Source organism: Acinetobacter sp. DL27 (genome assembly GCF_055810995.1).
In genome coordinates, this window is record NZ_CM147947.1 from 1,702,501 (window position 1) to 1,728,325 (window position 25,825).

Consider the following 25,825-nt stretch of genomic DNA (forward strand, 5'->3'; position numbering starts at 1 on the left):
TCGCTTTAAGAAATGGTTTAAATAATAAAATGAATAGCAATAACAAAATCTTTATTGCAGGCAGCCTTGCCAATGGCGCTTGTTTTTCGATGATTTTACCTTTACTTGCACCGTTTATTCGGCAACTGGGGCTGACTGAACTGCAAGGTGGAGCATTGGTTTCGGCTGGTGCTTTGGTGATGGCCATTTCAGCTATTTATATTTCTAAACAAACTCAAAAATTCAGCATTTATCAATTGTTAAGTATCGGTTTTATCGGTATGGCGATCACTTGGGGCTTATTTGCGGCGGTACTCAGCTATGGGCTGATTTATTCCATGTCGTTTATTGTTTTGTTTAGCTTACTGATATTGACCCGTGCCAGTACTGGCTTTTTTATGGCGATGCCACAAATTGCGCTGCAAAGTTATGTTATGACGGCTTTTCAAAGTGAGCAGGAACGTAGCCAAAACATGGCCAAGTTTGGCGCACTAAACAGCTTAGGCGTGGTGATTGGTCCTTTAGCGACGACATTATTGCTGACATGGAGTATGTTGACACCGTTATGGGGTGCGGTGGCTATTTTAACGGCTATGGCGGCTTGGATTGTACTAGGCTTTCAAGGTAAACAAGCATCACAGACACAAGAACGGGATGAAACCATAGCTAAATTACAAGACGTGCCTACGGAAAAGCTACAATGGTCAAAGTTAGGGATTTGGTTATTGCTGGGCTTTAGCTTATATGTCGCTATTGTTACCCTGAATTTAACTGCGGGTTTTTATATCCAAGATCGATTCCATTTTGATACCTACCAAAGTGCAATGTATTTTTCTCAGTGTTCATTGATTGTGGGGATAGCACTGGTTTTGATGCAACTGGCGATTTCAAAATGGTTTAAATGGTCAATTAAACAATTACTTTGGATCGGTCTTGTGACGATGGTTTTAGGTTTATTACTTTCACTGAGTGCCAGTCAGATTTGGACTTTCCAAGCAGCTTATATTTTTTATGGTATCGCCGTGGCCTGTTTAATTCCAGCTTTTACCACGGGGGCAGCGCAAACCGCACCAGCCACGCTACAAACTAAAATTGCCAGTTTATGCACAGCTACGCAAGCACTGAGTTTCGTTTTTGCACCTTTACTAAGTACAGGCTTATATCAATGGAATCAACATTTACCCTATTATTTTTTATTGGCGTTGATGACGGGGCTGATGATGTACTTTAGCTTTAAACATATACAAGCCAACAAGGATCTCAGTAGTGTGGTATGAGATTCTTTATTGAGAATGTTTAACCAAGAAGATAAACGACAGCGTGAATTAAACTTGGGCCAAACAGCACCATGAAAATACCGGCCAAAACCATACTGAGGCAGGCCGCGACACCTTCTTCTTTATGACGTTTGAACGCAGTACTGGTACCAAAACCATGTGCGGCACTACCCAAGGATGCACCTTGAGCAAATTTAGAATCCAATTTTAGAACAAGTAATACGGTGTTGGCCAAGAGTCCACCAACGATCCCCGTAATCACAGTGAATAAAATCACCAGCTCGACTGAGCCTCCGACGGCTTGAGTGACTTCCATGGCAAAAGGGGTAGAGATAGAGCGGCTCATCAAACTATAACTGGTTGCGGCATCGAAATGGAACAACCGTGCCAAGTAAAAAGAGCTGACTACGCCAACCAGCATACCCACGATAATCCCTAAAGCAATCGAAAAAGCATGCTGCTGAATGACTTTGCGATATTCATAGATCGGGATGGCAAACGCGACCGTTGCAGGGCCTAACATCCAGACTAACCATTTGCTGTAGTACATATAGTTGTCATACTGAATGTTGAAAAACACCAGACATAAAATAATCAGACAGGGAATAAAAACCGCTGGTGAGAGCAATACATAAGGATGTTTCTGATAAAACTTTTTACCCCAAAGATAGGCCAGTACAGTCCCGATAAAACAGATCAAGGCAACGAAATGAATATGCATGATCGTTCCTTAAATTTGACTTTTCAACTGATGTGACTGCTTGGGCTTTTTTTGAAACTTGGCTTCAAGCTTAAAGCCCAAGAAAACACAGTATGCAGTGCAGGTCATCACGCAAATGGTCCCAAGGACAATAGATAAAACGAGTTGCCAACCTTGGGTAAGAAAAAGATGTTTATATTTGATTAAGCCAATAATACAAGGAATAAAAAACAACAACAGTTCAGCTAAAAGTAAATCCGAACCCGACTTAATCCAGTCCAGCTTAAATAGACCCGCTAACAGAGAAATAAGTAAAAGCGTTAGACCCACGACTCCACCTGATATCGGTAAAGACAGGGCGACTTGTATCAGCGTTCCGATATACCAAATCCCAATCAGTAAACCTACTTGAAGAGTAGAACGATAAGGCAATTTGAACGAACGCATTGGAAGGCCACAGAGTATAAGTTGTTGGTGTTATTTTAAGTTTGACCTGATCATGTAATTATGAATAATAAAATAATAATTATGCTTAATTGGAATAATTTTGGATTTTAAAGCGCTAAAAATATTTGTGCAACTGGTGAAAAGTCACAGTTTTAGTCTTGCTGCGGAGGAACTATCTGTGACTCAACCCACTATTAGTAAATCTTTAAAACAGTTAGAAGACGAGATAGGGCTGCCTCTATTTCATAAAGGTGAAGCAGGGCGAAAGCGAGAAGTCAAACTGACCTATATGGGAGAACAAGTCTATCTGCATGCCCTGCAGATTTTGCAGCAGGAGCAACAGATCTTTGAAGCAGCAGACCAAATTCGTGGGTTGAAACAAGGTGTGTTGAGATTGGGTTTGCCACCTTTAGGCTCAGTATTGTTGAGTTCCTTAATCGTTAAATTTCACAAATTGTATCCCAACATTGAATTGAACTTTTTAGAAGTCGGTGCGACAGGCATTGAAGAAGCCATTTTGGCCAAAAAAATCGACGTTGGGATTTTATTGGGCGAGTTAAAACCCAGCATTCAAGGCATTCAAATTATCGATTCACCATTGTGTTTGCTTTCCAACTACGATTCACAGTGGAGAAAGCGCGATGTGGTGCAGTTTGCTGAACTTAAAGAAGAGTCGTTTTTACTGTATGCAGACACTTTTACTTTAAATCATGTGATTCTAGATGCGGCGATGGCGGCTGGTTTTGAACCCAAAGTGTTATGTAAAAGTAGCCAGTGGGACTTTATTGCCAAAATGGTTGAGTCAGGTGTCGGTATTGCTTTATTGCCGCAAATTTATTGTGAGCAGTTAGATCGCACGAAATTCAGTGTCAGTTTAGTGGAACAACCCAGCTTGCGTTGGAACTTAAATATGGCATGGAATTCAACCGTAGTGATGAATCCTGCAACTCGTGCATGGTTATCGATCATTGATGAATATAAAGATCAAATTCATTTTTAGATGTTTCATCTTCAGACACGCTTTATTAAAAAATGATCACTCTGGTTACGCTTTGATTACCTAGTGTTACCTTATGCTTACAAAAAAATGTCTAAATACCAATTTATTGGTTAATAAGCAAACAAAAATGTTTCATAAAATCAGATCAAAGTCTCTGTGCCCGATTTTTGTATAGTCTAAGTGCAAACATAAAAACGGAGGCTAAATGTTTAAATTTAAGAATGATATTGTGCATGGTGCGCTTTTTGACATGGATGGAACAATGTTTGATACCGAACGTTTACGGTTTCAAACCTTGAAACAGGCATCCAAAGAGCTGATTGGGGTTGAGTTTTCAGATGCTTATCTTATGGCATGTTTAGGCTTAAGCGCTCGAAGTGCGGAAGCCTTGGCACAAAAGCAGTATGGACAGGAAGTTCCTTATGCAGAGATTCGTAAGCGAGCAGACGAATTAGAATTAGAAATAGTGCGCCAATATGGTGTGCCGATTAAAAAAGGTTTGGTACAAGTTCTCGAACGCTTACGTAAAGCAGGATTACGTATGGCTGTGGCGACCTCTAGTCGAAGAGCGATTGCTGAAGAGTATTTAATCAATGCCAATGTTTATAAGTTTTTTGATGTTTTGGTCTGTGGTGATGAGGTTGAAAAAGGGAAACCACATCCTGAAATTTTTTTAAGTGCAGCGCAAAAACTGAACCTCGAACCTGCGCAGTGTTTCATGTTTGAAGACTCTGAAAATGGTATCCGCTCGGCACATGATGCTGGGGGCATCTGTGTACTGTTTAAAGATATTAAAGAACCCAATGCAAGCATGTTGGCACATGCCAATTATTATTTTGAAAATATGTATGACTATCTGACGGAATTAGATATCTATAGCTCGCATCTGGAAATGCCTAATTTACAAGAAAGCTTTCCTCAAACTTTAAATCAACTAACTGTGGGGATTCATGGATTTGGTGCCATTGGTGGAGGCTATATTGCACAAATCTTGTCGCATTGGGATGGTTATACGCGTCCTAAGAAAATCTATGCGTCTACACGAAACAGTTTGTACCGTTCAGCTGTAAATGCTTTTGGTGCGTATTGTATACGTTATGGGCAAGTGTCTTATGATGAACGTATTGAAAATATGCATATTATTGATACTGAAGACTTACAGCAAATGCATACCATGTACGTCGAGTCGAGTTTAATTGCGATTTGTTTAGCGGAAAATGCTTTAGTCAGTGAAGCAGCAACCATTGCACAGGGCCTCTATGCACGCTATCTGGCACAAGATGAGCAAGTTCAAACTCCACTGACGCTGTTAATTATCTTAAATAAAATAGGCGCTAAGCAGTTGGTTCTAGAGCAGGTACGTAAAGCCTTGGTGGAATTAACAGACCATGCTGTTGCTGATTTTATTTTAGAGCAGCACTATTTCTGCGATACTGTAGTGAACCGTATGGTGTCTAAGTTGAGCGATAAAAATCTATATCGTCAACTGTGCATTAAATACAATATTTTTAAGCAATATCAACTTGATGATGAGAGTAATCAAATTGAAGTTGAGGATGTCAGTAAACTCAGCGCTGAACAAGAGCGCCGTGCCAGCGAATATGTAGAAGATTTAAGACAAAATTTTCAAGCGAGTCATATTTTACAGCATATGGATTTAATTCTTTTCAATGCTGAAATGGATATGCCGATCTATGTGGAAAACAAAAGTCCCTTACTTTGTAAAATGCGTCAAATGATCTTGGTAGATCAAATTTCAGATATTCAGCTCATTAAAAACCGTTTATGGAATGGCGTACATGCCATGACTGCGTGGTATGCAAGCCTACTCGGGCATCAGACCATTGGTGTAGCGATGGGCGATCCGCGAGTGCAGTATTATGTTGAAAAACTGCTTACAGAAGTGATGCAGGGTCTGGCGCATTACCTGCCAAAACGCAAAAATGATTTAACGCGCTTAGCACGAAGTTTTGATCAATCTTGTCAGTATGCCTATAAAGACCCATGTCGTCGAGTTGGGCGTGATCCACTGCGTAAGTTGAGTGCATTTGAACGTGTATTTTCATCGGTAGCGTACAATGTTTCGAATGGATTTTCTTTTGAAGCGCTATTAAGTGGTGCGATCTTTGGCTATCTCTATTTGATGGAAGAAGAGAACCAGCCTGTGGATGTGTTGTTAGGGCATTTGAAGCAGCAACTTCAACAAATGAACCTGTCAAAAGCGCACAAAAAGGCGCTGTTTTATGTTATTCAAAAACGTCTCAATGAATATCAAAAAGGTGAGCTAGGAATGGAAGACTTTATGATCCCTGACCAACCTCAAAATACTGAAATGAGCTGTGCTTAAGACTTCATGACGTTCAAATGTCTTTGAGCCGTCTAAAATGTTAAAGCAACATAAGAAAAGCTGGATAAAAAGAGCTTTTCTTATGGTCTTAAATCTTTTAACGTTAGACCTAAGAGAGACTTGGTTTTTTACAATGAAATGGGATGAGATCGGGGAACAACCGTGTTCAATTGCACGAACGCTGTCGGTGATTGGCGATCGGTGGACGATGTTGATTTTACGAAATGCATTCTTGGGTGCACGCCGTTTTGAAAGTTTTCAACAAAACTTAGGTGTCACTCGCCATGTGCTTTCTGAGCGTTTAAAGCGCTTGGTTGAACATGATATTTTGGAGAAAAGACCCTATACAGACCGCCAAGAGCGCTTTGAATATTGTCTGACTGAAAAAGGTTTGGCTTTATACCCAGTGCTGATGTCCATGGCAACATGGGCCGATCAATGGATGGACGAAGGCTTAGGTCGTCCCGTGCAATTTATCCATAAAACCTGTGGGCATAGCATTCAGCCACATTTGGTTTGTAACGAATGCGGTGATGCGATACATGCGAAAGACATCAAAGCGATACCGACACAGGTTTATGTCGATGCTTTAGCAGCTCAATCAGACGTTAAAGAAGCTTAAGTTTATAAACAGTTTGCAGGTTTTGGCACACCTGCCAAACGGCTCAGATGGCGCGCTACAAGACCAGTATTAAACTTTTCTTGCAGTATGGCATTATTGATGTCTGCACTGACTGTTTTCATTAAAAACTTAATCAGCGGACGTGTTGCAGGTGAGTGTCCAAACTGTTGGTAAAACTGACGCACTGCCATGAGGATTTCAAAGTGCCAATCGGTCAATTCGAGCTCTAACGATTTTGCTAACTCTTTCGCAACCTCTCGATTCCAAATGGTGTAATCGACTAAATGGCCATCTTGGTCTAATTCTAAATTCATCTAAACACTCAAAATTATTTTAAACTGATACAACGACTATGGCTTAAGCATAGCTCAGCAAACCTAACATAGCTGATGGTTTCTAGGTTGCTCGGATGGGCAGCAGCTATATTTTCAGCATCCTGCTCAAGCACAAATATACAAGGCAACTGCTGAATAAAAGTATGCTCTATATAAAGGGCTGCATCTCCCATTAAAACCACATCATCCCCTGATTGATAGAGGTTTTGTAATTTACTCAGCGCTTGTTCCGTCGCGGAAAATGGAGACTGCACGAGATAAAGTGTTTTGCTCATAATTGTTTCCTTACCAATACAATACATGGTCAAACTGTTGTATTAAATTGGCATTGAGTTCAACACATTCTATTTCTTGCTCGGTTTGTTGAACAAAGGCAGAAGCTTGATTTTTGGTTTCAATCCAAATTGGGCTTAGGTCATAAAACTCAAAGCTATCAACCATATTTGAAGCCAGTTTAAACGCATGTTTTAAGGGTTTAAATGATTGAGTATTGTTTAATAAACTGAGGGCAGCATCTTGTAATAAGACTTTGACTTCACAGCCAAAAGTCGCAAGAACCATCGTTGCAGACAGGCTTTCATGCACTTGCAAAGAGTTCAAATTGGCTTGGGTTAAAATAACCAGTACAGATTTCACACAATATACCTTTTAAAAGCAACAAATTCTTGAAAACTTAGCACTTAGAATTGAATTAAGCGCTCTGCAGACTGAACAGCATCGGCCAGTTCCCCTAGGCCTACCAAGTCAAAACCTGTAGCAAGATTATGCTGTGCTAACTGATGACGCTGTGCGTTTTCGGCATCGGTAATTCCTCGGGCTAAGGCTGCACTTACACAAACGGGTAGGCGAATGGCGAGTTTTTGCCACTCAGAACATAGATTCCGTTGGTCGTCAGGTACCCATTGCAGGGCATTGGCAACTTGAACAGCATCTTGGTAGAAAAACACTCGAAAGGGTTCATTTTTCCCATGCAGTGCTTGCGCTAAACCTAGAGCATGCCATGCATGAATTGAACTCGGTGCGGAGGTAATTAGTAATAAAGTACTCATCAAACTTCACTAGAGGAATGTCCAAATCTTGCTTGGTACATTCGGACTTCATAATAAAAAGGTAGTATACAATGATTTTAGTGACTGGTGGTTTAGGCTTTATAGGCTCTCATATTGCTTTGAGCTTTATGGCGCATGGGCAAGAGGTCATTATTGTAGACAATTTATCCAATGCGAACTTACAAACTCTTGAACGATTAGAATTTATTAGTGGCATGTATGTGCCTTTTGTCAAAATTGATATACGAAATACGCCTGCTTTAAACAAAGTTTTTGAGCAGTATTCCATCGATGCGGTGGTGCATGCAGCAAGCTTTAAATCGCTTGAAGAATCTGTACTGAAGCCTTTGGAATACTATAATGACAATGTCAGTTGTATCATGAGTTTACTGCGTGCCATGCAGCGCACAGGTGTACGCACTTTGGTTCATCTTTCCAGTCTTGCGGTCTATGGTGAATCGAGCCTACATCTAGAAGAAGATTTAGAACTGAATTACGGCTATCCAAACCCGTATATCAAGTCGCAGCAAATGGTCGAAGAAATTATTCGGGATACAGCAAAAACGGATAATGAATGGAAAATTGCAATTTTAAGAATGGGCAATGTCGCAGGTGCATTTGAAAATGCGATGCTCGGAGAACTGTTCCCACCTTTACCGAAAAATATTATTCCACTGTTGATGCAAGTTGCTGCAAAACAGCGTGATCACCTTGAACTTAGAAAAAGTGCACAAACCACAGACCATACTGTAGAGCGTAGTTTTTTACATATCCTCGATGCCTGCGATGCGATTGCCGCTTCGTTACAATGGTTAAGTACTCAACAGTTTGCTTGTGAAGCTTTTAATATTGCAGGTCAAAGTGTGTCGATACAACAGTTGGTTGAAAAAGTTGAAAGCGTGACGCAAAGTGACATTGCTACAGTCGATGTTGTGGATTCGCACATCGTGGAATTAGATCAGGTCGCAGCAGAGTGTAGTAAAGCGAAAAACGTTTTACACTGGGAAGCGAAGCGCAGTTTAGAACAGACCCTTGAAGATGGATGGCGTTTCTACCGACAAAGTTTAGATGGCCGTTAAATAATTTACTGATAACAATTATCATTTACATATTTTTGCTTAATCATTAAGATAAGGAAAACAAGCGCAAAATAATCATTTTGCAATTCACTTAAAAAGGAAGAGGTTAAAATGCAAACACGTATTGAACATGACACGATGGGCGAAGTTGAAGTACCGAGCGAAGCACTTTGGGGTGCTCAAACTCAGCGTAGTTTGCAAAACTTTAAAATTGGCAGTGAACATCTACCACGTCCAATGATTCGTGCCATGGGCTTAGTGAAAAAAGCAGCAGCATTAACCAATGCTGAGCTCAACCAAATTCCACAAGAACTGGCGCAATACATCGTCGGTGCTGCGGATGAAGTGATTGCAGGGCAGTGGGATAGTCAGTTTCCTTTGGTGGTATGGCAAACTGGTTCAGGCACACAAAGCAACATGAACTGTAATGAAGTGATTGCCAATATTGCTAATCAGAAACTTGGCAATCCTTTAGGTGCACAAAAACCTGTACACCCGAACGATCACGTCAACCGTGCACAGTCGACCAATGACTCGTTCCCAACGGCGATTCATGTCGCAGCAAGTATTCAGATCAATGAATTATTGATTCCTGCGGTGACAAAGCTTCGAGAGACTTTAGAGGCAAAGTCTCAAGCATTTTCAGACATCGTCAAAATTGGCCGAACTCATTTACAAGATGCGACACCCTTAACCTTAGGTCAAGAATTTAGCGGTTATGTTTCTCAGCTCGATCACGGCTTAAAGCGGTTACAACAAGCACTTTCAGGTTTGTATGAACTACCTTTAGGTGGAACAGCTGTAGGAACAGGACTGAATGCTCATCCTGATTATGCAGAAAAATCAGCGGAGCAACTGGCACAGTTGACAGGATTACCTTTTGTGACTGCACCAAATAAATTTGAAGCATTGGCCGGGCGCGATGCAGCAGTGTTTGCCTCAGGTGCATTAAAAACACTTGCGGTAAGCTTGAATAAGATTGCCAATGACATTCGCTGGTTGGCCAGTGGCCCACGTTGTGGTTTTGGCGAGTTACGTATTCCAGAAAATGAGCCAGGTTCAAGTATTATGCCAGGGAAAGTGAACCCGACTCAAAGTGAAGCGATGACCATGGTGGTGGCTCAAGTCTTAGGCAATGACACCACGATTAATGTTGCGGGTGCATCGGGTAACTTTGAACTGAATGTATTCATGCCAGTGATTGCGTTTAATTTGTTGCAGTCGATTCAGCTTTTGGGTGATGCATGTAATAGCTTTAATGATCACTGTGCAGTAGGTATTGAGCCAAACCGTGAAAAAATTGACCACTTCTTACATGACTCATTGATGTTAGTTACGGCTTTAAACCCAGTGATTGGCTATGAAAATGCAGCGAAAGTTGCCAAAACAGCCTATAAAGAAGGGAAAACGTTAAAACAGGTGGCCGTAGAGTTGAACTTAGTCACTGCTGAGCAGTTTGATGAAGTGGTACGTCCAGAGCAAATGATTTCACCAAATGTAAAATAGCCCTTGGTTCAGATGCTCAACTAAAGAGCAAATGAACATCAGCGGTTTTTATCTTTGGGCGAAGTCGGTACAATGGTCGACTAAAGATAAACTGCTGATGAGTTACCATGCTTGATATTTATTTGACAGATGTTCAGAAAAACGTGCAATTTAACGATTATCCGGGTGAACATCCTGTTAAATTTGTTTTAAATTTCAAAAAGATTTTTCCAAGTGTTATGGAGTTATTACTTCCTGTTCTACCTGAAAATGAAAATCTTGAAGAAATGACATGGGAATCAACCACGACTGACTTTGAACTTTTTAAACTGTTATTGAGTGGCTGGGGCGTGATTGAATTACGCTTAAACGCGATCAAACAGTTTAAAGATAAAGATTTTGCAGATACTCTAGTGAAACGTGCACAACAAAAGCGCAAAGACTTTGCAAAAGCACAGCAACAGTTGAAAACAGTTGAACTCGATTATTTATTTATGCATGAGATTCATGCATTGATCGATGCAGAATTGGTTGAACTGGGTGAAAAGTTCTATTTACCTATTCTTCGCGACTTATGGAAAAATAAAATTCCAACTCAAGTCTTAGAAGCCAAATTTTAAGTCATTCAAAAAATCCTCCAAATGGAGGATTTTTTATATCGATAGCAAAACTATGTATTTACGAGCACAAGAAAGTATTTAAACTGCATCTAAAGCACTAAATTTTATTGTTTGGTCAAATATTGGAATTAATATTGCTTGATACATTGCGTCATCATTCACAGTATAACCGTAAGGATTTTATAATATGTCAAATCAGTTCATCGACTTAATCACAAAGCGTCGTACCATTTATGCCATTGGTAAAAAGGTCGAGCACAGCCCTGAATTTTTAACTGATTTGATTCAAACTGCCATTAAACAAAGCCCATCATCGTTCAACTCACAGTCATCTCGGGCAGTGATTTTGTTTAATGCGGAACATGAAAAGTTCTGGACTTTTGTGGCTGAAAAACTGAAGTCTTATGCTAAAGATGAAGAAAGCGCGGCTAAAACAACGGCAAAAATGGCCAGTTTTGCAGAAGGTATAGGTACAGTTTTATTTTTTGAAGATTTAGATGTAATTCAGAACTTACAAGAGCAATTTCCATCTTATGCTGAAAATTTCCCAGTATGGGCAGAGCATTCAACTGCAATAGCGCAGTTTGCAACTTGGACTGCATTACATACCTTAGGTTTAGGTGCATCTTTACAGCATTACAATCCAATTGTAGATGAAGAAGTCCATGCTGAGTGGGATGTGCCTGCAAGTTGGAAACTGCGTGCACAACTGGTCTTTGGTTCGGTTGAGGGCGAAGCTAAAGAAAAAGGCTTTGTGGATGATGCTGTACGCTTTAAAGTCTTCAAATAATTAATGAAAAAGCCGCTTTATATGGAGCGGCTTTTTAGACTTAGTCTTTACAGATCGACTACTTCTTCATTTTGCGGTAGTCACTCGGGCGAATAGGGCGGGTGCCGCGCCATAAACCTTTCTTGTGCTTTTTCGCATGACTTTGTAAAGCATTCATATGTTTCAAATGCTTTTTATCTTTAATATAGTCCTCATAGACCCATGCCGCACCACGTTTGACCATCTCCTCATTCATACTTCTCCGAAAACGATAGATTTCACCTACACAGCGACCATAACGGTCAATGTCTGTAATGCGAACACGAACCACTTTCCGATAAACCATTTTTTTGATTAAGCGTTTGGACTCAGGCCCATAGCTTTGAGTCGACTCAGGCGCATCAATATAGGCAAAGCGTAATTTGGTTTCAGAGCGTCGAAAGTTAAACCGATAGCATGTTAGTGTATCACCATCACTTATAGCTGTAATTCGGCACCAATAGGTTTTACCTTTTTTAAAGGGATGGAGAAATTGGCTGAGAGCATTTTGTATTTTATAAAAAGTAAATACCAGTATCAGGCAAAGGGCGAAGCCAATACCGATGAGCCAGCTATTGGGCAGGTGATCAAACATAGAGGGAGCAATGGACAATAAAAATATCAAAAAAGCCATTGTATGGCAGATACACTATTTAAAATGCTTTAAGTGATCTCAAGTGTTTATTTTTCATAACAAAATAGATGTTTAATTAAACAAGTAAACAGGAACAAAGTTTTAGCGAAATAAAAAAGTAAATAGCTAGTTTATTTAGAAATAGCCTAAGCAAATTTATGAGATATCAAAATAGCCTAAGCAAAAATTTTATAAATTTCACTCCTTAAGAAAAGATGTCTTTTATTTTCCATTAAATTTTTATGCCAATAAATTCCAATATTCATTTGCGGCAGTTTCACAGGAACATCAAAAATATTGAGTAGAGGGGAAACATGCAAATGGCTCAAAATATTTTGAGGAATCGTTAAAATTGCATTTGGATATTGCTCTAAAATTTGTAGCGCAGTGGAATAGTGCTGACAACGCAAAAAAACCTGCCTAGACAGTTGCTTACGATTTAAATGAACATCCTCAACCAAAACACCAGTACGCCGCGAAGACACACCAATATGCGGTGCAGCCAAATACAATTCAGCATTGATTTGCTGGAGCTGAGTACAAGCCACAAACTGGTCTTTGACCAAGCTCTCAAATTGAATTTTATCGCCAAAGTTTTGTTCCAAATCAATCACAAAATCAATTTGTTGAGAAACTAAATCAGCATCTACTGTTTTACGGTCCAGCTTACTACTCATAAACTGAATACTTAATCCAAGTTTCTGAAAGTGAGCGACTAACTTTGGGAAAACAATCGGTTCGATTTCATCATGAATCGCAATTTTTAGGCTTTGAACCATGTTCGGGTCGAAGCTTTGCTGCTGCATGGAAATACTTTGAATTGCAATTAAAGCATTTTTAATAATCAGGTAATTTTGTTCTGCAAAAGGTGTCGGTAACATTTGACTGCCTGAACGAACGAAAAGATCGTCTTTTAAATGGCTGCGTAGACGCTGCAAGGCATGACTGGCAGCAGACTGCGTAATCGACAAGATTTGAGCTGCTTTAGAAATACTTTTTTGCTCATAAATTGCAATAAAAAGCGGGTATAAATTGATATCGATGCGATGAAAAAGCCCCATATCAATGGGTGACTTACTATGAATACTGTTCATGCTAATATATAAAATAAAATCATTTTGTTCATATTAGTTTTCAGGTTATGTTGATGTAAAGCGAAAATATCAAAATAGATCGAAGGAAGCAGCCATGTTTGAACTTTCAGCACGTGCTCAAGATTATGTAGAACGTACCAAACAATTTATTCAAAACGAAATTGAGCCGATCGAAACCGACTTTTGGCATGAGGTACATGAACTGAACCAAGGTGGTGACTGGACCAAATGGCAGTGGCCCGCACAACTTGAAGGCTTAAAAGCCAAAGCAAAAGCTGCGGGTTTATGGAATATGTTTTTGCCTTGTCCTGAATTGGGTCAAGGTCTATCGGTTCAAGAGTATGCTCATATTGCAGAACTTACAGGTCGGAGTCTCATTGCGCCGACCGTGTTTAACTGTAATGCGCCTGACAGTGGCAATATGGAAGTATTGTGGCGTTATGGCTCTGAAGCTCAAAAGCAAGAGTGGCTTACGCAGCTTTTAGATGGAAAAATTCGCTCTGTTTTCTGCATGACAGAACCAGCTGTTGCTTCATCCGATGCGACCAATATGCAAGCAACAGCCGTGATCGAAGGCGATGAAATTGTGCTAAATGGCCGTAAATGGTGGTCTTCAGGCTTAGGCGACCCCAATGCCAAAATTATTATTTTTATGGCACATACACCAGATGAAACCAAAGATCGTCATCATCAACACTCGATGGTTCTAGTACCTGTTGAAACGGCTGGAGTCAAAATAGAACGAATGTTACCAGTCTTTGGTGACTACGATGCACCACATGGTCACGGCGAAATTAGCTTTAGTAATGTTCGTGTTCCTGTTTCCAACTTTATTGGTGGTTCAGGTCAAGGTTTTGAAATTGCCCAAGGTCGTTTAGGCCCGGGTCGTATTCATCACTGTATGCGCTGTATTGGTGCTGCGGAAAAATCTTTAGAGTTGATGATCGATCGTGGTATGAGTCGTACTGCATTTGGCAAAGAAATTTTAAAATTAGGTGGAAACCTAGAGCGCGTGGCTGATGCACGTGTTGCAATTGATCAAGCACGTTTATTAACCTTGTATGCTGCGTATAAAATGGATACTTTAGGGAATATGGCAGCGTTAACTGAAATCTCTGCCATTAAAGTTGTTGCGCCAAGTGTGCTTGAAAAAGTGGTCGATATGGCGATTCAAATTCACGGCGGAGCAGGTGTGTCGCGTGATACACCTTTGACAGGTTTCTTCGCTCAAGCACGTTCACTGCGTTTGGCCGATGGACCAGATGAAGTCCATAAAGGCATGATTGCAAAATTAGAACTGGCAAAACGCGGCTATAGTACGCGTCGTAAAAAATAATAGAGGAGAAGATCATCTCTTTAATTCATCGTGTTGAAATAAGAATAGATGATCTTCTAAGTTATAAAGAAAAGATTGATAGTTTGGGAAAAAAGAATGTCAGCGATTGATGTAGGTGGAACAGTTCGGGCGGGTGAAGAACTGGATGCTGTAGCCGTAGAAAACTGGCTCAAAGCACAAGGTGTCGATCTACAAGGGCAGGTTGAAGTCACGCAATATTCAGGCGGTGCATCTAACTGGACGTATAGATTGAAATACGACAATGTCGATCTAATTCTACGCCGCCCACCCAAAGGTACCAAAGCTAAATCTGCACATGACATGGCACGTGAATATCGAGTGCAAAAGAATTTAACCCCTTTTTATCCTGTACTTCCCGAAATGGTTGCATTGTGTCAGGACGAAACTGTTCTTGGCTGTGACTTCTACGTGATGAAACGTGTAGAAGGCATTATTCCACGTGCCAATTTACCGAGAGAGCTAGATTTTAAAGAAGCCCAAGTTCGTGAGTTGTGTATCAATGTGATTGATAAACTGATCGAACTTCATCAAGTCCCATACCAAGGCACAGAACTTGAGAACCTTGGTAAAGGTGATGGTTACTGCCGTCGTCAAGTGGAAGGTTGGGACGCTCGTTTTGAAAAAGCCAAAACCATTAATGTCCCTTCATTTAAATATGTGCGAAAGTGGTTGAAGGATAACATTCCAGCAGACTCAAAAACCTGTGTGATTCATAACGATTGGCGTTTTGATAATGTCATTTTAGATCCGAATCATCCGACGCAAATTATTGGCGTTTTAGATTGGGAAATGGCAACGCTTGGCGATCCACTCATGGACTTAGGTTCGGCTTTGGCATATTGGGTTGAAGAGTCGGATAGTGCACTCTTTAAAGCGACACGTCGCCAACCGACAAATCTTAAAGGCATGTTCACACGTAAAGAAGTGGTCGATTATTATTTAGAAAAAACGGGTTTAGAAGTAGAGAATTGGACCTTTTATGAAGTCTTTGGTATTTTCCGTTTAGCCGTGATTGCCCAGCAAATTTATTATCGCTATCACCATAAACAGACCAATAACCCTGCCTTCAAAGATTTTTGGATTTTAATTCATGCTCTCCATATTCGCGCACTTAAATTGATTGGTTTGCAGAAAATTGAAGCCAATGAAGTTGCTCAAAAATACATTGTTAAAATGAAGGAAATATTAGGCAAATGACCACTATTTATTTCATTCGCCACGGGCAAGCATCTTTTGGTGCAGAAAGTTATGATCAACTTTCTCCCAATGGTGAACTCCAAGCCAAAATTTTGGGTCAATATTTTGATCAGATCTTAAAAGAAGCGCCTGTGGTGGTGTCAGGCTCCATGCAGCGGCATCAGCAAACGGCATGTATTTCTTTGGCTGAGTGCTTTCCTGAAGTAAATGTCTTAACAAATTCTGCATGGAATGAGTTCAATCATCAGCAAGTCTTTGCTCATTACGAACCGCGTTTTAATGAGCCACATTTACTCAAAGCTGATGTGGCTAAAGAATCCAATCCACGTGCATATTTGGCCAAGATATTTGAAGGGGCAATTGAACGCTGGACAGGTGGAGATTATCACCATGAATACGATGAATCATGGCCTGAATTTAAAAGCCGAATTGAAAGTGCTTTACAAGATTTGTGTGATGAACTGGCTCAAAGCAAACCGCGTTATGCTGTGGTATTTACTTCAGGCGGTGTGATTTCAGTGGTTGCAGGCAAACTCTTGGGTTTAAGTCCAAATAAAACCTTTGCGCTTAATTGGGCCATTGCCAACAGTAGTATGACCACATTACGACTGGTGGGGAATGAACCTCAGCTTTTAAGTCTAAATGAACATCATTTTATTAAAGCCGAAAACTCAAACTTACTGACATGGATCTAAGGACAGGATTAAGACATGGCTAAAACAATTTTAATTACAGGGGCAAGTTCTGGCATTGGTGCAGGTATGGCGCGCGAATTTGCACAAAAAGGCTATAATTTGGCAATTTGTGCACGACGCTTAGATCGCCTCGAAAGCCTAAAACAGGAACTTGAGAGCAAGTACGGAATAAAAGTCATCCCTAAAGTTTTAGATGTGACCAATTACGATCAAGTGTTTGAAGTCTTTCGTGCATTTAAACAAGAGTTTGGTCATTTAGACCGTGTGATTGTGAATGCTGGAATTGGAGATGGGCGTCGAATTGGCAAAGGCAGTTTTGCGATTAATAAAGCTACAGTTGAAACCAACTTTATTTCGGCTCTAGCGCAGTGTGAAGCCGCAGTCGAAATTTTCCGTGAACAAAATGCAGGACATTTGGTTGTTATCTCTTCTATGAGTGCAGTTCGCGGGATGCCAAAACATTTGACAGCGTACGGTGCAAGTAAAGCGGGCGTTGCACATTTGGCCGAAGGTATTCGTGCAGAACTTCTTAATACCCCAATCAAAGTTACCACGATTTTCCCTGGCTATATTCGTACAGAAATCAATGAGGGTGCAAAACCACTACCTTTTGAAGTGGATGAAAAAACAGGTTCACGACTGTTGGCAGCAGAAATTGAAAAAGCCCCTGTAAAAGCCTATGTCCCTAAATGGCCGTGGTTACCACTAGGTTTAGCAATGAAAATTTTACCGCTGAAATTGGTCAATAAACTGGGCTAATGATTGAAATAAAAAGGCTATCAATCAGCCTTTTTATTTTTAACTATGTGAGTGCCTTCTAAACATATGTTGCTATTTCCAGATGATCATTTGAGTGCATTCATGAGTTGGTCACAAAACCGAGGTAGCATTGAAGAAAAAGGTGATTAAGATGTCCACACAATTCGACTTTGTTTCAGTTAGAAAAAAGCCCAATGTCCATTTTGGTGGGCGCTCAATTAGCCATGTTATTCAATGTGAAGATGGTTCACAAAAGACCCTTGGCGTTATTTTGCCTACAGATCAACCACTGACTTTTGAAACGCATGTCGCGGAGCATATTGAAATTGTTTCAGGTCAATGCCAAGTTAAAATTGGGCTACAGACTGAAATGAGGCTATATCATGCAGGTGAAAGTTTTGATGTTCCTGCCAACAGCCGCTTTAGTATGATGGCAAGTGAAGTCGTAGATTATATTTGTCACTTGGAAAAATAGCCGAAGACAAAGACTTAAAATGGCTAGAATAACATTAACTCTTGTAACTTTATGATTATATGTATTTTTTATCATTAACTTTGAAGCAATATTTCTGAAGACTATTTAAGTCAGTGTATAGACGCAATTCAACGTATACTATTTTCATCTCTCAGCTAGCTTAGACCCAGTCACTGAATATGCGATTAAAAATTTATACGCTGGCTTTGATTCCAGTCATTCTTTTTCAAGGTTATGCCGTCAAAAAAAATACACCAAGATTGGCTGAACCTGAAGGAGAGCGCATTGGACAAAAGGGCGTGGGTAAGTCGCTTGCTTTGCTCATTTTGGGGGATTCAGCAGCGGCAGGTGTCGGTGTAAATGCTCAAGATGATGCGTTATTGGGTTCAATTTTAAAAGAACTGTCATCTGAATTTAGTATTCAATTTTATTTACACGCAACGACGGGATTCACCACAGATCAGGTCATTCAGTCCATCCAAACGCTTGAGACACAGCATTTTGATGTCATCATTACTTCTGTGGGCGTAAATGACATTACAAAATTCACATCGCCGCAGGCTTGGATCGCAAAACAGAAGCAGCTTTATCACATACTCAAACATAAGTTTAGTCCACAACTAACGATTGCATCTGGTGTCCCCCCGATGGATCAGTTTCCCGCACTTCCAAACCCACTTGCATGGTTGTTCGGTCAATATGCTAAAGCGATGAACTTAGAATTAGGCCAATTTGTCGCACAGCAAAATCAGATGGAGTGGATAGAGTACGATCTAAAGAAGTTTTTGGCTTTAAACTTAGCTATGGCCAAAGACGGTTTCCACCCCAGCAAAGAAATTTATCAGTATTGGGGTAAACAAGTGGCTGAAAAAATACGCCAATCTTTTTAAAATGCAATAAAGACAAATTTTTTATAGCTTATGACACATTCAGTTGAAATTGAAAAACATCCACTTGAACCGTTCCTGCCATCTAATGCCAAATTATTGATGCTGGGCAGCTTTCCACCGCCCAAGGCCCGCTGGAAAATGGACTTTTACTATCCAAATTTTCAAAATGATATGTGGAAAATATTTGGCTTGTGTTTTTTCCAAGATAAAAATTATTTTCTCAATATCGAGCAGAAGACATTTAAAGAACAACAGATCCGTACATTTTTAAATGAACGGGGCATTGCGATTTTTGATACGGCCTATGAAGTGATTCGCCAAAAAGGCAATGCTTCAGATAAGTTTTTGCACATTATTAACCCAACCAATGTGCAACATTTACTTGAAAAAATGCCCGAATGTCATAGTGTGATGACCACTGGCGATAAAGCCACTGATACGCTTATGCTGTCTATGCCTACAGGTACGTTAAAACCACAAATTGGCATGAAGTCCGAGACACATTTTGCTGGGCGAGACCTGATGCTTTATCGGATGCCATCTTCTTCTCGTGCCTATCCTTTAGCTTTAGAGAAAAAAGCCGAAGCTTATTACAACTTATTTTCTGAAATAGGCTTACTTTAGGTAACTATTTGGATTATCCACATGACTGAATGTTCCAGCCATTTGTAGATAGTTGGTCTGCTTTAGCCTTCGTACTCAACATAGTCCCAGAGATTAAGCCGTACTTTAATCTGTTTACGTAGTTGTGGCAGCATAGGAAATAATGTTCCATCAATCCATAGACTGAGTGCACCTGCCGAAAGTGGCTGTAGCGATTCATCGATCAATTGTGCACCTTTAACCAAAACAAAAGTCTCTTCGCTTGCAGCTGTTTCGATCCCTTTAAACTGAACCAAAAGTTCATGGCCTGTATCTTGGATCAGCCACTCCAGTTCAATTTGGATATTTTGATTGGATTTTAAAACGACTTGCCCTTCAACCATGTCACTGTCACTCAAGCAGTCATGTTCAACACGCACTTTACTTAGAAACCATTCTTGTCGAGCAAGATCTTCTAGTGTTTTGTAGGGGGTTAAAATATTGCTGAGATTAAACTGACGACTTAAATCAAAAAATTGCATTACTAAACTTTATAGAGGAGAGATAAAAAAGAAGGGCTGCATGTTAAATCAAAGTGTGTACTGAGTAAAACCTTTCAAGCCCTTGAATGAAGTTAGGTATCAGATCTAATTATTCTGTTTTAAGTCTTATATTCAACGGTGTTTATTAAGAATAGCAATAGATAAAGCATTTTTAAGCTGAGCCTTAAAAAAACAACTCAGCCTAAACAGAAAGCTATCATACATTAGGGAATATGGATAACGTCATTCACCTGTAATTACATCATCCATTCAATTGGTAGGCATGATACGGCTTTCATCATGAAACGCTGAAATTTTGTAGTTTCGGGTTCTTTTTGATGTTCAATGACACTGCCATTTTTTTGATGTTCAAGCCAAATGATATCGCCTTGAGGATTAAGTTTTAACTCATATGCAATATGCGGTAGAAATTCATCTAACTTATGTGAGATTGCATTTTGCAATTGATCTGACTCTACCACTAAGCCTACTTCTGTATTTAAATGGGCTGAGCGCGGGTCAAAGTTAAACGAACCGACAAAGACTTTTCCATCTATATCAAAAAATTTGGCATGGAGCCGTGAGGAACTTCGACCTTTAGCTGGAATCACATGACCAGTTGCTACTTCATACCATGTGTATTTTTCTCGTTCGATATAGGGTTTAAATTCATATAATTTGACGCCATTTTCGAGTAAGCCACGGCGATATTTTTTATAAAATGCATGCACAATGGCAACATCATTAGCCAATAACGAATTGGTTAAGACCCGAACTCGAGTTCCATTTTTTGCTAAATTGGAAAGGTAGTCCGCACCTGCTGTGGTTGGAACAAAATATGCGGAGACCAACTCCATATGCTTTTCAGGCTTGCCCATCAAATCGAACATTTGTTTGACAATGATTTCATCAGGCTTTGCTTCGCCGCGAATTTTATTGGGAGAATCGGCAATGAAATGAGCCTTTGCCCAGTTAACAGGATGTTTAGTTAGTTCTGAATCGACTTGTATCCGAGCCAAATCAATTTTCTGTTCAATCACATTTTTATCTAAGGCATCCGCTTCATAGTGCTGTTTTAATTGAGCCAGTTCTTCTTTTGTTCCTCGACCCACCAATTGGGGAATTGTATAACTGAGATCATCATTCCAGAAATTTAGAAATACGCTATTCGCATGTTCTACAGCTTGCCCATAAAACAAAATGTCCAAATCGGTAAATTGGAATTTTTCACTGGCATCAAAGTATTCACTGCTGATGTTACGACCACCAGTTACCGCAATTGCACCATCAGCAATGATCAGTTTGTTATGCATACGATGGTTAATATGATTGAAGCGGAAAGCATAATCAATCACACGTAAATGACGGTATTTGTAAGGATTAAACAATTTGATTTCAAAGTTGGGATGAGCGGCTAGCTTTTTGAAGGTTTCATCAAGTGCAGTACCATTTTGGTCATCAATCAATAAGCGTACTTTCACACCACGATCTGCAGCATTTAACAGTTCATGCAACATCATATGGCCTATAAAGTCATCTCCCCAAATATAGTATTGAACATCTAGACTATGCTTGGCTTCTCGGATCAAGTGCAGACGTGAGGCAATGCTCATAAACGCTTCGTCTAGCGTCAAATAAGCCGTAAGACCCTGTTTTTGCTGTGCAGATACATCTTGACCATCAAGCCAATGCTCTGCATATACTCCTACAGGGGCTGAAGGCTTAGCCTGATTGGGGGCGAGTTGGCATCCCGCGAGTGTCAATACGGTGCTCAGCAAAATCAGCGGTCGACAATGAGTTAGTATCGCCATATTTCTTTTAAAGACCTAATTTTTATAAGTTATATATTTCACATGTTATAGGTTGAAACAGAGAATAAAAAGCGGTTACTGTAGCGCATCTGTTAAAGACCTGTTAAGGATAGCGAAAATGAAATCACGTGCAGCTGTTGCCTTTGGACCTGGACAACCTCTAGAAATTGTAGAAATTGATGTTGCTCCACCGCAAAAAGGTGAAGTCTTAGTCAAGATTACCCATACAGGTGTATGCCATACCGACGCATTTACTCTATCTGGTGATGATCCCGAAGGTGTTTTTCCAGCAGTTTTAGGCCATGAAGGTGCGGGTATCGTAGTTCAGGTCGGTGAAGGCGTAACTAGCGTTCAGCCAGGTGATCATGTTATTCCACTGTATACGGCTGAGTGTGGCGAGTGTTTATTCTGTCAGTCAGGAAAGACCAATCTATGTGTTGCAGTTCGAGCTACGCAGGGCAAAGGTCTGATGCCCGATGGTACAACGCGTTTTTCTTATAATGGACAACCGATTTATCACTACATGGGCTGTTCAACATTTTCTGAATATACCGTTGTCGCAGAAGTGTCTTTGGCTAAAATCAATCCAGATGCTAACCCTGAACACGTCTGTCTATTGGGTTGCGGCGTGACCACTGGTTTAGGTGCAGTCAAAAATACAGCCAAAGTACAAGAGGGTGATACTGTTGCAGTCTTTGGTTTAGGTGGTATTGGTCTAGCTGTTGTACAAGGTGCAAAAAAAGCCAAAGCCAGCCGTATTATTGCGGTTGATACGAACCCTGACAAATATAAATTAGCAGCAGAATTCGGAGCAACTGATTTTGTAAATCCAAAAGACCATGACCGTCCTGTACAAGAAGTCATTGTTGAAATGACGGGTTGGGGGGTTGATCACTCATTTGAATGTATTGGTAACACTAATGTCATGCGCTCAGCACTTGAATGTGCACACCGTGGTTGGGGACAGTCTGTGATTATTGGCGTGGCGGGTGCAGGCCAAGAGATTTCAACACGTCCATTTCAACTGGTCACTGGCCGTACCTGGAAAGGGACAGCTTTTGGGGGCGTAAAAGGTCGTTCACAACTGCCAGGTATGGTTGAAGAAGCCATGACTGGTGACATTCGTTTAGCCCCATTTGTCACCCATACCATGGGTCTCGATAAAATCAATGAAGCCTTTGACTTAATGCATGATGGAAAATCAATCCGTACAGTGATTCATTTTGAAGACTAATTTTCTGTAATATGTTTAAAAAACCAAGCTTCGGCTTGGTTTTTTGTTTTTGGCTTGAAGAAAAATGAATTGGCAGAACTGTTCATGTTGTTAGACAAAAATGATAAAAAATGTCAATTCGTTAGATTTTGTCCCTTTATGACATAGTCGAAAATAGGTTCTCACCTTATCTTGATGGCTCAATAATGCACACTTGTATAAAAATAAACTAAAGCAGAGGGTGACTATGGGAAAGCATGTTGAATACCGTCCTGAATGGGTACGTGAAGATTTCATTGATTTTCTGGCTGAAAAAGTAAATCCGCTATGGGCATGGAAAAAAGCCAAAGCGCGGATTGTTGCAAAGCATCATTTGTCAGATGACTTCGTGCACATGCAGTTACAGCCAAATCATCATTTTAAAGCAACTGACTATCAAGCTGGGCAAAGCATTTTAGTGACGGTGCTCATTGGTGGTGTACGTTGGCAGCGCAGCTATTCGATTGTCGAGATTATAGAAAATGGCAATCTTGTGATTGCTGTCAAACAACAGGGCAAAGTCTCAAATGCACTTACTCAACAGTCTGTAAAAAGTATAGTTGAAATTTCCCAAACGCAGGGCGAATTTGTTTTAAAAAGTCAGTCTCACTCTGCATTGATGATTGCCTCGGGGAGTGGTATTACCGCAATTTACGCATTGATTAATGCTGCATTAAAACAACCACAAACAGTTTCCAATATCGATTTAATTTACTTTACGCGGGATGATAGCTTTCATGCAGAACTACAACTTCTGACGGAACATTATCCGCAGTTTAAATACCACCATTTCAATACATTGACCCATAAACAACATTTGAGCCTAGAGTTGCTTAGCCAAAAGATTGAAGGTTTTGAACAACGTGAATGCTATGCCTGTGGTGCTGCCAATATGATGCAAAGCCTGACAGAAATTTATCAGGCTTTAGACCTAGTTGACCATCTCCATACCGAATACTTTCAAATTGTTATCGATCGCACTCAGAGCGCTCAAGTGGTCACGTTTCAACGTTCGCAGCAACAGTTTCAAGCTCAAAGTAATTTATTAGACAGTGCAGAACAGGCGGGTTTACGTCCCGCGCATGGCTGCCGTATGGGCATTTGTAATACTTGTTCATGTACCAAAGTTCAAGGTGTGGTGCGGAATCTGCTCACAGGCGAGCTTGATCAAAACAATAACACGCAAATTAAATTATGCATTTCACAGGCCGTCAGTCCTGTTGTAATCAACCTTTAAGAAGGTATAGATATGAATCTTCCAGTTTATTTTAGTGAAAGTAGTAAATCCAAATATTTAAGTCCTGCACAAGTCGAAGAGTTTGGTGCGAAAGTTGAAGCGATCCGTCGTGAAGTGATGGAAAGTCTTAATGAAAAAGATGCTCAATATATTTACAAAATCCGAAATTTTGTGCGTTATAGCGAAATAAGCGCACGTGCAATGCTCATGTTTGCAGGATGGCTGCCTCCAGTATGGCTCTTGGGCACAAGTTTATTGGGGGTATCTAAAATCGTAGAAAATATGGAGCTTGGGCATAATGTCATGCATGGTCAGTTTGACTGGTTAAATGACCCGAGTCTCAATGGGGCAAATTATGACTGGGATACTATGGCCACAGGCCCTGACTGGAAACATACGCATAATTATATCCACCATACCTACACCAATATTGTTGGTATGGACCATGATGTCGGCTATGGCTTAGTCCGTGTGAGCGATGCACAGGTCTGGGAACCGCGCTTTTTGTTGAATCTGCCTTTAGCTGCACAATTGATGGTGTTTTTTGAGTGGTATGTTGGTATACAAAATCTGCATATAGAAGATGTGGTGGCCTATAAAACAAAAACTTGGCGCGAGGTTTGGGTAGAGTCATATGATTTTAGACAGAAAATGAAACGCCAAGTGATTAAGGACTATATCTTTTTCCCCATCATTGCTGGGCCAAATGCACTGCCAGTCTTTGCAGGAAATACAGTAGCCAATGTTATTCGTAGTTTATGGGCATCTGCGGTGATTTTTAATGGTCACTTTACCGAAGACGCTGAAAACTTTGAAATGGACAATATCGACAATGAAACACGGGCCGAGTGGTATCTGCGTCAAATTCGAGGCTCAAGTAATTTTAGTGGGACACAGGGCTTACATATCTTAAGCGGGAACTTGAGTCATCAAATCGAACATCATCTTTTCCCGGACATGCCAGCCAATCGCTACGCACAAGTCGCACCCAAAATTAAAGCACTGTGTGCAGAGTATGGAATTCATTACAATGAAGCGAGCTTTATCAAACAGTTTTCATCTGTTTGGGTGAAGTTGGCTAAATACTCGCTGCCAAATGAATGTTATGAAAAAAGTGACCCTACACAGTCTTTTCTGAAACACAATTTGAGTTTATTGAAGAAAAAAATCTTTAAATCATAGCTCACAAGCATGTACCAGAGCTGAAGCCTAATAGGATAATATTGACCAATCAGGCTTCAGCTTTTTTTGCACAAAAGTAGGGCGCAAAATTTCTCTAAATGATGTCTTTATGTAAGTAGGATTAAATATGATTATTATGTGAATAGTCGATATTTACTTAAAATAAATTATTGTTATTATTAGTTTTTCATTGAAAATAGTTTAGCTTCTTTGTGTTGCTCAAATGAATACTCATTTGCTATTGAAAACAGTTCTCAGTTATTTGTCTAATTTGTGTAATAGTTGCAATTTTTCATTGGTATACGCTTATATAAGTTGTATATGATGCATATTGTGATGGTAATCACGCAGCGTCATTATACTTATTATT

The 25,825-nt window shown here is 40.2% G+C and carries 28 protein-coding genes; 18 read left to right on the forward strand and 10 right to left on the reverse strand.

Annotated elements, in window-relative coordinates; all coding sequences use genetic code 11:
• Window positions 1–29 precede the first annotated feature (29 nt).
• The gene (locus AC0KVP_RS08280) at window positions 30–1,256 is read left to right on the forward strand and encodes an MFS transporter (protein ID WP_279043723.1); all 1,227 of its coding nucleotides are present in this window, start codon (window positions 30–32) and stop codon (window positions 1,254–1,256) included.
• Between the two features lie 19 nt (window positions 1,257–1,275).
• Here the strand turns inward: AC0KVP_RS08280 and AC0KVP_RS08285 are convergent, their stop codons facing one another.
• Complete coding sequence (locus tag AC0KVP_RS08285) at window positions 1,276–1,977, reverse strand: LrgB family protein (RefSeq protein WP_004693320.1); 702 nt, start codon at window positions 1,975–1,977, stop codon at window positions 1,276–1,278.
• A 9-nt stretch (window positions 1,978–1,986) separates the two neighbouring features.
• The gene (locus tag AC0KVP_RS08290) at window positions 1,987–2,403 is read right to left on the reverse strand and encodes a CidA/LrgA family protein (RefSeq protein WP_473340270.1); all 417 of its coding nucleotides are present in this window, start codon (window positions 2,401–2,403) and stop codon (window positions 1,987–1,989) included.
• Window positions 2,404–2,503: 100 nt separating this feature from the next.
• Here AC0KVP_RS08290 and AC0KVP_RS08295 point away from each other — a divergent pair, with 100 nt between their 5' ends.
• The 3 genes from AC0KVP_RS08295 to AC0KVP_RS08305 all read left to right on the forward strand — a co-directional run bounded on the left by AC0KVP_RS08295 (window position 2,504) and on the right by AC0KVP_RS08305 (window position 6,372).
• A complete protein-coding gene (locus AC0KVP_RS08295) occupies window positions 2,504–3,403 on the forward strand; it encodes a LysR family transcriptional regulator (RefSeq protein WP_473340274.1) in 900 nt (299 codons plus the stop codon).
• A 205-nt stretch (window positions 3,404–3,608) separates the two neighbouring features.
• Window positions 3,609–5,750 carry a bifunctional mannitol-1-phosphate dehydrogenase/phosphatase gene (gene mtlD / locus AC0KVP_RS08300; protein ID WP_473340277.1) on the forward strand — a complete coding sequence of 714 codons (2,142 nt, stop codon included), beginning with the start codon at window positions 3,609–3,611 and terminating at the stop codon, window positions 5,748–5,750.
• A gap of 133 nt (window positions 5,751–5,883) precedes the next feature.
• On the forward strand, window positions 5,884–6,372 hold the full coding sequence (locus tag AC0KVP_RS08305) for a winged helix-turn-helix transcriptional regulator (protein WP_473340281.1): 489 nt from the start codon (window positions 5,884–5,886) through the stop codon (window positions 6,370–6,372).
• A 2-nt stretch (window positions 6,373–6,374) separates the two neighbouring features.
• On the opposite strand, the gene AC0KVP_RS08310 is transcribed toward AC0KVP_RS08305, so the two are convergent.
• The 4 genes from AC0KVP_RS08310 to tusD are packed head-to-tail and all read right to left on the reverse strand — an operon-like array spanning window position 6,375 to window position 7,756.
• Window positions 6,375–6,686 carry a TusE/DsrC/DsvC family sulfur relay protein gene (locus tag AC0KVP_RS08310; RefSeq protein ID WP_473340284.1) on the reverse strand — a complete coding sequence of 104 codons (312 nt, stop codon included), beginning with the start codon at window positions 6,684–6,686 and terminating at the stop codon, window positions 6,375–6,377.
• A 14-nt stretch (window positions 6,687–6,700) separates the two neighbouring features.
• Window positions 6,701–6,982, reverse strand: a complete 282-nt coding sequence (locus AC0KVP_RS08315) for a DsrH/TusB family sulfur metabolism protein (RefSeq protein ID WP_428869671.1) — start codon at window positions 6,980–6,982, stop codon at window positions 6,701–6,703.
• 10 nt (window positions 6,983–6,992) lie between these two features.
• The gene (locus tag AC0KVP_RS08320) at window positions 6,993–7,343 is read right to left on the reverse strand and encodes a hypothetical protein (protein ID WP_473340288.1); all 351 of its coding nucleotides are present in this window, start codon (window positions 7,341–7,343) and stop codon (window positions 6,993–6,995) included.
• Window positions 7,344–7,387: 44 nt separating this feature from the next.
• Window positions 7,388–7,756 carry a sulfurtransferase complex subunit TusD gene (gene tusD / locus AC0KVP_RS08325; protein WP_010326624.1) on the reverse strand — a complete coding sequence of 123 codons (369 nt, stop codon included), beginning with the start codon at window positions 7,754–7,756 and terminating at the stop codon, window positions 7,388–7,390.
• 71 nt (window positions 7,757–7,827) lie between these two features.
• Between tusD and AC0KVP_RS08330 the strand changes: the two genes are divergently transcribed.
• The 4 genes from AC0KVP_RS08330 (at window position 7,828) to AC0KVP_RS08345 (ending at window position 11,730) form a co-directional block, all read left to right on the forward strand.
• Complete coding sequence (locus AC0KVP_RS08330; protein ID WP_473340290.1) at window positions 7,828–8,835, forward strand: NAD-dependent epimerase/dehydratase family protein; 1,008 nt, start codon at window positions 7,828–7,830, stop codon at window positions 8,833–8,835.
• A 111-nt stretch (window positions 8,836–8,946) separates the two neighbouring features.
• Window positions 8,947–10,341 carry a class II fumarate hydratase gene (gene fumC / locus AC0KVP_RS08335; RefSeq protein ID WP_473340293.1) on the forward strand — a complete coding sequence of 465 codons (1,395 nt, stop codon included), beginning with the start codon at window positions 8,947–8,949 and terminating at the stop codon, window positions 10,339–10,341.
• A 107-nt stretch (window positions 10,342–10,448) separates the two neighbouring features.
• The gene (locus AC0KVP_RS08340; RefSeq protein ID WP_473340296.1) at window positions 10,449–10,940 is read left to right on the forward strand and encodes a hypothetical protein; all 492 of its coding nucleotides are present in this window, start codon (window positions 10,449–10,451) and stop codon (window positions 10,938–10,940) included.
• 187 nt (window positions 10,941–11,127) lie between these two features.
• Window positions 11,128–11,730: a nitroreductase family protein gene (locus AC0KVP_RS08345; protein ID WP_473340298.1), complete on the forward strand. Its 603-nt coding sequence runs from the start codon at window positions 11,128–11,130 to the stop codon at window positions 11,728–11,730.
• A gap of 58 nt (window positions 11,731–11,788) precedes the next feature.
• Here AC0KVP_RS08345 and AC0KVP_RS08350 read toward each other — a convergent pair whose 3' ends face one another.
• On the reverse strand, window positions 11,789–12,343 hold the full coding sequence (locus AC0KVP_RS08350) for a thermonuclease family protein (protein WP_183173381.1): 555 nt from the start codon (window positions 12,341–12,343) through the stop codon (window positions 11,789–11,791).
• Between the two features lie 215 nt (window positions 12,344–12,558).
• Entirely contained in the window at window positions 12,559–13,476 is a 918-nt protein-coding gene (locus AC0KVP_RS08355; protein WP_184118525.1) for a LysR family transcriptional regulator, read from the reverse strand.
• Between the two features lie 94 nt (window positions 13,477–13,570).
• Between AC0KVP_RS08355 and AC0KVP_RS08360 the strand changes: the two genes are divergently transcribed.
• The 7 genes from AC0KVP_RS08360 to AC0KVP_RS08390 all read left to right on the forward strand — a co-directional run bounded on the left by AC0KVP_RS08360 (window position 13,571) and on the right by AC0KVP_RS08390 (window position 19,473).
• Window positions 13,571–14,812 (forward strand): acyl-CoA dehydrogenase family protein, encoded by a 1,242-nt coding sequence (locus AC0KVP_RS08360; RefSeq protein ID WP_473340302.1) that lies wholly within the window; start codon window positions 13,571–13,573, stop codon window positions 14,810–14,812.
• Window positions 14,813–14,908: 96 nt separating this feature from the next.
• A complete protein-coding gene (locus tag AC0KVP_RS08365; RefSeq protein WP_473340305.1) occupies window positions 14,909–16,030 on the forward strand; it encodes a phosphotransferase family protein in 1,122 nt (373 codons plus the stop codon).
• A complete protein-coding gene (locus AC0KVP_RS08370) occupies window positions 16,027–16,725 on the forward strand; it encodes a histidine phosphatase family protein (protein WP_473340307.1) in 699 nt (232 codons plus the stop codon). Before AC0KVP_RS08365 ends, AC0KVP_RS08370 begins: the two co-directional genes overlap by 4 nt.
• A 15-nt stretch (window positions 16,726–16,740) precedes the next feature.
• Window positions 16,741–17,484, forward strand: a complete 744-nt coding sequence (locus AC0KVP_RS08375) for an SDR family oxidoreductase (RefSeq protein ID WP_005399526.1) — start codon at window positions 16,741–16,743, stop codon at window positions 17,482–17,484.
• Between the two features lie 151 nt (window positions 17,485–17,635).
• On the forward strand, window positions 17,636–17,959 hold the full coding sequence (locus AC0KVP_RS08380; protein WP_004693265.1) for a pyrimidine/purine nucleoside phosphorylase: 324 nt from the start codon (window positions 17,636–17,638) through the stop codon (window positions 17,957–17,959).
• 179 nt (window positions 17,960–18,138) lie between these two features.
• On the forward strand, window positions 18,139–18,849 hold the full coding sequence (locus tag AC0KVP_RS08385; RefSeq protein ID WP_473340314.1) for an SGNH/GDSL hydrolase family protein: 711 nt from the start codon (window positions 18,139–18,141) through the stop codon (window positions 18,847–18,849).
• A gap of 30 nt (window positions 18,850–18,879) precedes the next feature.
• The gene (locus AC0KVP_RS08390) at window positions 18,880–19,473 is read left to right on the forward strand and encodes a uracil-DNA glycosylase family protein (RefSeq protein WP_473340317.1); all 594 of its coding nucleotides are present in this window, start codon (window positions 18,880–18,882) and stop codon (window positions 19,471–19,473) included.
• A gap of 62 nt (window positions 19,474–19,535) precedes the next feature.
• Here AC0KVP_RS08390 and AC0KVP_RS08395 read toward each other — a convergent pair whose 3' ends face one another.
• Window positions 19,536–19,973, reverse strand: coding sequence for a hypothetical protein (locus AC0KVP_RS08395; RefSeq protein WP_473340320.1), 438 nt, complete (start codon window positions 19,971–19,973; stop codon window positions 19,536–19,538).
• A gap of 257 nt (window positions 19,974–20,230) precedes the next feature.
• Window positions 20,231–21,784 carry a phospholipase D family protein gene (locus AC0KVP_RS08400; protein WP_473340322.1) on the reverse strand — a complete coding sequence of 518 codons (1,554 nt, stop codon included), beginning with the start codon at window positions 21,782–21,784 and terminating at the stop codon, window positions 20,231–20,233.
• A 118-nt stretch (window positions 21,785–21,902) separates the two neighbouring features.
• Here AC0KVP_RS08400 and AC0KVP_RS08405 point away from each other — a divergent pair, with 118 nt between their 5' ends.
• The 3 genes from AC0KVP_RS08405 to AC0KVP_RS08415 all read left to right on the forward strand — a co-directional run bounded on the left by AC0KVP_RS08405 (window position 21,903) and on the right by AC0KVP_RS08415 (window position 25,455).
• Window positions 21,903–23,018 (forward strand): S-(hydroxymethyl)glutathione dehydrogenase/class III alcohol dehydrogenase, encoded by a 1,116-nt coding sequence (locus AC0KVP_RS08405; RefSeq protein ID WP_087013053.1) that lies wholly within the window; start codon window positions 21,903–21,905, stop codon window positions 23,016–23,018.
• 226 nt (window positions 23,019–23,244) lie between these two features.
• Window positions 23,245–24,273 carry a flavin reductase family protein gene (locus tag AC0KVP_RS08410; RefSeq protein WP_473340325.1) on the forward strand — a complete coding sequence of 343 codons (1,029 nt, stop codon included), beginning with the start codon at window positions 23,245–23,247 and terminating at the stop codon, window positions 24,271–24,273.
• A 12-nt stretch (window positions 24,274–24,285) separates the two neighbouring features.
• Window positions 24,286–25,455, forward strand: coding sequence for a fatty acid desaturase family protein (locus AC0KVP_RS08415; protein WP_473340327.1), 1,170 nt, complete (start codon window positions 24,286–24,288; stop codon window positions 25,453–25,455).
• Window positions 25,456–25,825 lie beyond the last annotated feature (370 nt).